This is a genomic window from Marinobacter sp. UBA5687, from assembly GCF_002420325.1.
GTDB classification, from domain to species: domain Bacteria; phylum Pseudomonadota; class Gammaproteobacteria; order Pseudomonadales; family Oleiphilaceae; genus Marinobacter; species Marinobacter nauticus.
In genome coordinates, this window is sequence record NZ_DIHV01000045.1 from 775 (window position 1) to 8,362 (window position 7,588).

The following is a 7,588-nucleotide window of genomic DNA, read 5'->3' on the forward strand; positions in this document are numbered from 1 at the left end:
AGCAGACCGCTTCCGTGACCTTTATGGCAGGTAAGCCAGGGGTTTACTGGTACTACTGCAACTGGTTCTGTCATGCTCTCCACATGGAGATGGGCGGGCGGATGCTCGTCGAAAAGGCCTGATAGAGAGTTGCCTGACTTGGGGTCCCGTTTTCGGGGCCCCTGGTTGCTTATCACTATCCTGAGATCTATTGATGTATCAACTATTGCGTTATGGAGTGGCCCTGTCAGTCGCTCTGTTTGCGCTCTCCGCCAACGCGGACCTGCAGCAAGAGCTGGATAACCTGGCCCCGGGCTCGTCGTTTCAACTTCCTCCGGAAACTCTGTCTCCACTGGCTATCAGGGTGCCCGGGGTATCTGTGTCCTGCGCTCCGGAAACGGTGATTGACGGTGGCGGGCATGGCAATGCGGTTGAGATTCTGGCAGAGGCGATCACCTTTTCCGGTTGCCAGGTTCGCAATTGGGGCAAAGACCTGAACGAACTGGATGCGGGAATTTTCGTGGCCCGCGAAGCGCAGGGTTCGGTGGTGGAAAACAACCGTCTTCAGGGCCCGGCATTCGGCGTGTGGCTGGATGCAACACCGGATGTGACCGTGCGGGAGAATCACATTCGCGGTGATACCAGCTTGCGGTCCCAGGATCGTGGCAATGGCATTCACCTGTTCAACACCACGGGTGCGCTGATTGAAGGTAACGATATCAGTGAGACCCGGGATGCCATTTATATCGAGACCGCGAACCGAAATACCATTCGCGGCAATGTGATGAGTGACCTCCGGTACGGCATTCATTACATGTATTCGATGCATAACCTGTTGGAAAACAACGTCACGCGGGGTACGCGTACCGGGTATGCGTTGATGCAGAGCAAGTACCTGAAGGTATTCAATAACCGTTCCGAGAATGACGAGAACTACGGCATTCTGATGAACTTCATCACCAACTCCGAGTTGCGCAATAACGTGGTCACCGGAGTGTCCCAGGGCCAGAGTGCCGGAGTGGTCATTTCCGGTGCCGAGGGTAAAGCGGTGTTTATCTACAATTCGCTGTACAACACCTTCGAAGGCAATTATTTCGGCCACAGCAATATCGGTATTCATCTCACTGCGGGTTCCGAGGAAAACCAGGTGTTCAACAACGCCTTTGTGGAAAACCAGCGCCAAGTGAAGTACGTGGCCACTCGCACCCAGTTCTGGGCCGAGGATGGCAAAGGCAACTACTGGAGTGACTACCTGGGCTGGGATCGAAATCAGGACGGCCTCGGCGATGTGCCTTATGAACCGAACGACAACGTGGATCGGCTGCTGTGGAAGTATCCGGAGGCCAAAGTACTGATGTTCAGCCCGGCGGTGGATACCCTGCGTTGGGTCCAGGATGCCTTCCCCGTAGTGAAGTCTGCCGGGGTGAGTGACCCCCATCCTTTGATGCGAATTCCCGACCACCTGCAATCGGAGATCCGATGAACTGTTTTCGACTGGAGAACGTCAGTCACCGTTACGACAAGGCCACGGTGCTGCACGGGGTAGATCTTCGGCTGGAGCCGGGGGAAATTCTGGGCCTGTTCGGCCACAACGGCGCGGGTAAAACCACCTCGATCAAGCTTATCCTGGGCCTGATGCAGCCCACCGAGGGCAAGGTTTCCGTGCTGGAAGGCTCGGCTGGCGATCCCCAGGTAACCCAGCACATCGGCTACCTGCCGGAGAACGTGATGTTCTACCCGCAGCTGACCGGCCGGGAGATTCTCAGCCACTTTGCCCGCCTCAAAGGCGCACCGCTGAAGCAGGTGCCTGAACTGTTGGAGCAAGTGGGCCTGGGAGACGCCATGGACGCCCGCACCAAAACCTATTCCAAAGGCATGCGCCAGCGTCTTGGCCTGGCTCAGGCCCTGCTCGGAAAGCCCAGGCTGTTGATGCTGGATGAACCCACCGTCGGCCTGGACCCGGTTGCAACGGCGGACCTATACCGCCTGTTGCGCCAGCTTCGGGATGAGGGGGCGGGCATTGTGCTCTGTTCCCATGTACTGCCAGGTGTCGAGCCATACATTGATCGGGCCGCGATTCTGACCGAAGGCGCCCTGAAAGCATCTGGAGACCTGCCGTCGCTGCGGCGACAGGCGAACATGCCGGTCACCCTGACTCTGCAGCCTGCCACGAGCCTGTCGGCGATGGAAAAAGCCATTGACCGGGCCGAGCAGCGCGCCGGATTGATGATGAAAAGTGAAAACGGACGATTGCAGGTAGACGTGAGACCCCAGGAAAAAATGGATCTGATCAAGACCCTGATGGCCTCCGGCGAAGTGGCAGACCTGGGCATCCATCAGCCCAGCCTGGAAGACATCTACGTACACTTTATTGGCTCGGGTGGCCTGGCTCACCGGGGAGGAAGCCAATGAACGCCATCTGGACCATCGCCCGCAAGGAGCTCAGCGACAGCTTCCGAAACCGCTGGCTGGTTGCCATTTCCCTGGTGTTCGCCACTTTGGCCCTGGGCATTGCCTGGTTCGGCGCCGCCGCTTCCGGGCAGGTGGGCTACGCCTCCACACCTGCGACCATTGCCAGCCTGGCCAGCCTGGGCATCTTCCTGATTCCGCTCATAGCGTTGCTGTTGGCATACGACGCTATCGTGGGGGAAGAAGAGGGCGGCACCCTGTTGCTGCTGATGACCTACCCCCTCAGTAAAAACCAGTTGCTGCTGGGTAAATTCCTCGGCCACGGCCTGACCCTGGCGCTGGCCACCATCATCGGCTTCGGTGTGGCTGGTATTGCCATTGCCGTGTTGGTAGAAGATGTCGCCATTGCCGCCCTGGCTGTGGCCATGGGGCGCTTTGTGGGTTCCACCGTTTTGCTGGGCTGGGGCTTTATCGCACTGGCCTACCTGGTGAGCGTACGGGTGAGCGAGAAACCGGTTGCTGCCGGGCTGGCCCTGGCCATCTGGTTTTTCTTCGTACTGATCTTCGACCTGGTACTACTGGGCACCCTGGTAGCCAGCGAAGGCAAACTGAATCCCGAACTACTGCCCTGGCTGCTGATGCTCAACCCCACAGACATCTACCGCCTGCTGAACATCGTCGCCTTCGGCGACAGCGGCCAACTCAGTGGCGTACTCAGCCTGGGGGCAGACCTGCCTATCGGCGCTGCAGGCCTGTGGCTAGGCCTGATCCTGTGGTGTGCCATACCCCTGGCCGGCGCACTGTTACTGTTCAAAAACCGCCGAATCTGATCCTGACCGGAGACAAACAAACATGGCAAACCCAGCAACCAAATGGCTTATCGCCGCTTTCACCGCCACTCTCCTGGCCGGCTGCTCTGGCAGTGAACCCGAAATCGTCGAAAAGCCTGACCCCGTACACTTTGAATCCGGCGACGAGTGCCACGTCTGCGGCATGGCTATCACTGGCTTTCCCGGACCCAAAGGCCAGGCCTTTACCGAGCGAGAGCAGAACATCCGGAAATTCTGCTCCACCAAAGACATGTTCGCCTGGTTCCTGCAGCCGGAAAACGAAAACCGGGATCACACCCTCTACGTCCACAACATGGCCGAAACCCACTGGGACAGCCCGGATGACACCCACCTGATCGACGCCCGCGAGGCCTTCTACGTGGTCGGCTCAAACCTCAACGGCGCCATGGGCCCAACCCTGGCCTCGTTCGCCAACAAAACCGACGCCACAGACTTCGCGGCCGAGCATGGCGGCAACGTACTGGCGTTTGCCGACGTCACGCTGGAGCATCTGAATAATGGTATGACTATGCACGATATGGCTGGCATGGAAGGTATGCACGATGGACACGATATGGACATGGCCAAAGAAGAAGGAATGGCCGTAGATCACAACAATATGGACGAAGCTCACAGCGATCACAATATGGACCACTGAAATTAGGAATTACAGTTCAGGATCGAACAGGAAGGGATAAGTCATCGTTTTTAAAGACTTTGCCACCAAGGTATGAAAGCGCGGGTGATGGGGTGGCTTCCAAAAATTTGCGGAGCCAAGGATGGCTGAGCAGAAGCGCCACAGGGGCTCAGCCGAGCGCTTATGAAGCGAAGCTTCATGCGAAAGCTGAGCGACCACAATCTGTGATTGTGGGCCGGACCCCGAAGGGGTGCCGTAAGGAGCGTTTTTTGGAAAGGCTACCCGCACCTGATCAAACGCCAGAGTCAGCAGGCTACGTTTATCAGTTTGCAGAAAAGGTCAGCCGCCAGTCATATTCATAAACCGAAGAATCTGCACATCCCCATTGCTGGAAAAATGATGCCGCTCCGGCTTCAGATCCATGGCCTTGATGATAGCCTCCTGCAGCTTGTCATCCGTCACCGGATGCCCCCGCAACACACGGCGAAGATCCACTGAATGCTCATTGCCCAGGCACAGCAGCAGACGCCCCTCCACCGTCACCCGAACCCGATTGCAGGTCGAACAGAAATTGTGGGAATGCGGCGAAATGAACCCGACACGAACCTCGCTGTCCGGCATCCGGAAATAACGCGCGGGGCCACCGGAATCCTCCGTAGCCGGAATCAGCTCATGGTGCCTGCGGATAATGTCGCGCACCTCCTCACTGGTGCACAGTGCCAAACCGCGGTCATGCTCCGAAATCTGCCCCAGCGGCATCTCCTCAATAAAGCTGATGTCCACCTGCTTTTGACGGGCAAACTCAATCAGCCCCGGAATCTCCTCGTCGTTGCGGCCTTTCATCACCACCGTATTCAACTTGATACCACGGAAACCTGCGTCCCGGGCAGCATCAATGCCATCCAGAACCTGGCTGAGATTACCGGTGCGGGTAATGGCGCGGAATTTGTCAGCGTCCAGAGAATCCAGACTGATATTGAGACGCTGCAAACCGGCCTTGCGCAATGATTCCGCCATGGTGGGCAACTGACTGCCGTTGGTGGTCATGGCGAAGTCACGGAGGCCATAAGTGCCGACTTCGCGTACCAGCTCGAGGATATCGCGGCGCACCAGAGGCTCTCCGCCGGTCAGCCGGATCTTCTCCGTCCCCAGAGCAACAAAGTTCCGTGCCAGCCGGGCGATCTCTTCAAGAGTCAATACCTGTTGGCGCGGCAGAAAGGTCATGTCCTCTGCCATGCAATACACGCAGCGGAAATCACAGCGGTCAGTCACCGACAGGCGAACGTAATTTACTGTGCGGCCAAAGCGGTCTGTCAGTCGGGTCTGGGGCATTGAAGCCAGGTCCTGTTGCAATATCACCATGAGTTTAGGCCAAGTATGGCAAAGCGCGCGGCGGATTCCGATACCCCTCGGGGAGTATCTCCCGCGACCTTGCAAAGCCATCGGTCTTCCTCTATAACATTTAAATAAAATATATGTTAAAAAGTGGAGCGACACCAATCGCAATGGTGTTGCCAGTTTAAAACTCATCGAAAGCCTGGGAGATCGCTATGTGGTTCTACGAGAAATGGCTCGCTCGCGCTAATGCGGGTGTTCTGGTCAGTGTGCTCGGATTACTGTTAACCGTTGCTTTGGCATATCCTCTAGCGGCCAGATTGCCAATCGCGGTTCAGATACTCGCCCACATGGGAACGTTAATCTTCGCAGTCGGGGTGAAAATCGCGTATGTCGCCCGCTTGGCGTTCCTCAGTAAACTGGGAAGACCTGTGCACTGAATCACGGTAGAATAGATGCAGTTATGAACGGTCAAGAGGCCCACGCCATGGGCGCACAGCCAGGTAAAACCGGTTTCCGGATTCTTGCGTATATGAGTGTGGGGTTGGCGGCAGCGGGTGTGGTTTTGCCGCTTTTGCCAACAACCCCTTTTGTTATTCTCGCGGCCTTTTTCGCCAGCAAGAGCTCCCCGGCCTTTGCCCGGTGGTTGGAAGACCACCCGACGTTCGGCCCGGCGATTGAAGAATGGCGCGCCCGGCGTGCCATTCCACGCAAAGCCAAGTTGCTGGCCTTTGCCATGATGGGGCTGAGTTGGAGCATGCTGGTCTGGCTTGGATCGCCGGTTCTGGTACTGGCTGTCTCGGGGCTGTTTTTACTGGGTGTTGCCGGCTATATGCTGAGCCGGCCATCCTACTGATGTTTTTCTGTCATTTTGGAGTCATGAATGCACATCACCCGTTATACCGATTACTCACTCAGAGTGCTGATCTATCTGGCTGCAGAGGGTGATCGTCTGGCGACCATTCAGGAAATTGCCGACAGCTACGACATCTCCAAGAATCATCTGATGAAAGTGGTTCACCAACTGAACAAGAAAGGGTACATCGAGACTATCCGTGGCAAGAAGGGCGGGATGAGGCTGCATATGGCGCCGCAGGATATCAATATCGGAATCCTGGTGCGCGAAACCGAGCAGGACCTCAGCATCGTGGAATGTTTTTCCTCCAAAAATGCCTGCAAGATCACTCCGGTATGCGGACTTAAATCCATGTTTGGTGAAGCCCTGAAAGCCTTCCTTGAGGTGCTTGATCGATACACGCTCGCCGACGTGATTCAGGACCACCACCGACCACAGCTGTTGCGACTGCTCCAGATTGCTTGATTGCTGAACTGACGCACTGCTGTATTTGCAGTGCGTCAGACCTCCCAGGCTTCAATCGAGTATCCAGAGTTATACGTTTACGGGGTTCGCGGACCTCCGTTCCGGCAGTGAATATCGCAGGACTCTCTGCAGCACAGTTTTATACTGGCTCATAAATGAGCCGGTGTTGTAGTGAATGCCGTGTTTGCGACAGATTTCCTGCACCCGCTCGGAAACCTCAGGATACCGGTGTGCTGGCAGATCTGGAAACACGTGATGCTCGATCTGGTAGCTCAGGTGTCCACTCAGAATGTGCAGCCAGCGGCCACCCGTGAAGTTGGAAGAGCCGGTAAGCTGGCGCAGATACCAGTGGCCCTTGCTCTCACCTTCGCATTCCCGCTCTGTAAAGGTTTCTGCATCCTGAGTGAAGTGACCGCAGAAAATCACCGTTGAGGCCCAGAGGTTCCGGATCAGGTTAGCCCCGACGTTGCCGGCCAGCACGATAGGGGCCACTGGTAGAGTCAGCAATGGAAAGAAGACATAATCCTTGAATGCCTGGCGGCCGCCTTTACGGAAAAAGTCTTTCAGGAACGGCACTTTCTCGCGCCAGGAAATCTCCCGGCGACGTAGCTTCTCGGTTTCCAGTTCATGTAAACCTACACCCCACTGAAAGAACACGCTCAGCAAGATGTAGTTGATGAACTGCAACGTGTGCCAGGGTTTCCAGGGCTCTTCGTCGCTCAGGCGTAGCACCGCATAACCGTAGTCCCGGTCTTTGCCGATGATGTTGGTGTAGGTGTGGTGCTCGTAATTGTGAGTCCGGCGCCAGGACTCACTGGTGCATACCGTATCCCACTCGTAGGTCTGCGAGTTGAGGGTGGGATCGTTCATCCAGTCGTACTGGCCATGCATCACGTTATGGCCAATTTCCATATTCTCCAGAATCTTGGCCACGCCGAGGGTGGCCGTTGCCGCCACAAACACCGGCGGAATAAAGCCGAAGGGCATCATCACCCGGCCGCCGACTTCAAGGGCGCGGTGCAGGCGAACGATCTTGCGAATGTAGCGGGCATCCCGCTCGCCAAGATCGGCCAATAC

The 7,588-nt window shown here is 56.6% G+C and carries 9 protein-coding genes; 7 read left to right on the top strand and 2 right to left on the bottom strand.

Annotated features, from left to right (window positions below; translation table 11 throughout):
- The 5 genes from B3Y70_RS04800 to B3Y70_RS04820 form a co-directional block, all read left to right on the top strand.
- On the top strand, positions 1-122 hold a 122-nt coding region (locus tag B3Y70_RS04800; RefSeq protein ID WP_288589286.1), incomplete at its 5' end, for a hypothetical protein.
- 71 nt (positions 123-193) lie between these two features.
- Positions 194-1,462 (top strand): nitrous oxide reductase family maturation protein NosD, encoded by a 1,269-nt coding sequence (locus B3Y70_RS04805; protein WP_114434531.1) that lies wholly within the window; start codon positions 194-196, stop codon positions 1,460-1,462.
- Positions 1,459-2,391 carry an ABC transporter ATP-binding protein gene (locus tag B3Y70_RS04810; protein ID WP_288589271.1) on the top strand — a complete coding sequence of 311 codons (933 nt, stop codon included), beginning with the start codon at positions 1,459-1,461 and terminating at the stop codon, positions 2,389-2,391. The genes B3Y70_RS04805 and B3Y70_RS04810 overlap by 4 nt, the downstream gene beginning before the upstream one ends.
- Positions 2,388-3,218 carry an ABC transporter permease gene (locus tag B3Y70_RS04815; protein WP_286895439.1) on the top strand — a complete coding sequence of 277 codons (831 nt, stop codon included), beginning with the start codon at positions 2,388-2,390 and terminating at the stop codon, positions 3,216-3,218. Before B3Y70_RS04810 ends, B3Y70_RS04815 begins: the two co-directional genes overlap by 4 nt.
- Before the next feature lie 22 nt (positions 3,219-3,240).
- A complete protein-coding gene (locus tag B3Y70_RS04820) occupies positions 3,241-3,876 on the top strand; it encodes a nitrous oxide reductase accessory protein NosL (protein WP_288589273.1) in 636 nt (211 codons plus the stop codon).
- Between the two features lie 318 nt (positions 3,877-4,194).
- Here B3Y70_RS04820 and moaA read toward each other — a convergent pair whose 3' ends face one another.
- Positions 4,195-5,187: a GTP 3',8-cyclase MoaA gene (gene moaA, locus B3Y70_RS04825; protein WP_273031082.1), complete on the bottom strand. Its 993-nt coding sequence runs from the start codon at positions 5,185-5,187 to the stop codon at positions 4,195-4,197.
- Between the two features lie 466 nt (positions 5,188-5,653).
- Between moaA and B3Y70_RS04830 the strand changes: the two genes are divergently transcribed.
- Together B3Y70_RS04830 and B3Y70_RS04835 are read left to right on the top strand one after the other, a co-directional pair.
- On the top strand, positions 5,654-6,046 hold the full coding sequence (locus tag B3Y70_RS04830; protein ID WP_236040821.1) for a YbaN family protein: 393 nt from the start codon (positions 5,654-5,656) through the stop codon (positions 6,044-6,046).
- 27 nt (positions 6,047-6,073) lie between these two features.
- Entirely contained in the window at positions 6,074-6,511 is a 438-nt protein-coding gene (locus tag B3Y70_RS04835; RefSeq protein WP_011786513.1) for an RrF2 family transcriptional regulator, read from the top strand.
- A gap of 69 nt (positions 6,512-6,580) precedes the next feature.
- On the opposite strand, the gene B3Y70_RS04840 is transcribed toward B3Y70_RS04835, so the two are convergent.
- Positions 6,581-7,588 (bottom strand): fatty acid desaturase family protein (locus tag B3Y70_RS04840; RefSeq protein WP_288589274.1); only part of this gene is annotated, 1,008 nt, incomplete at its 5' end.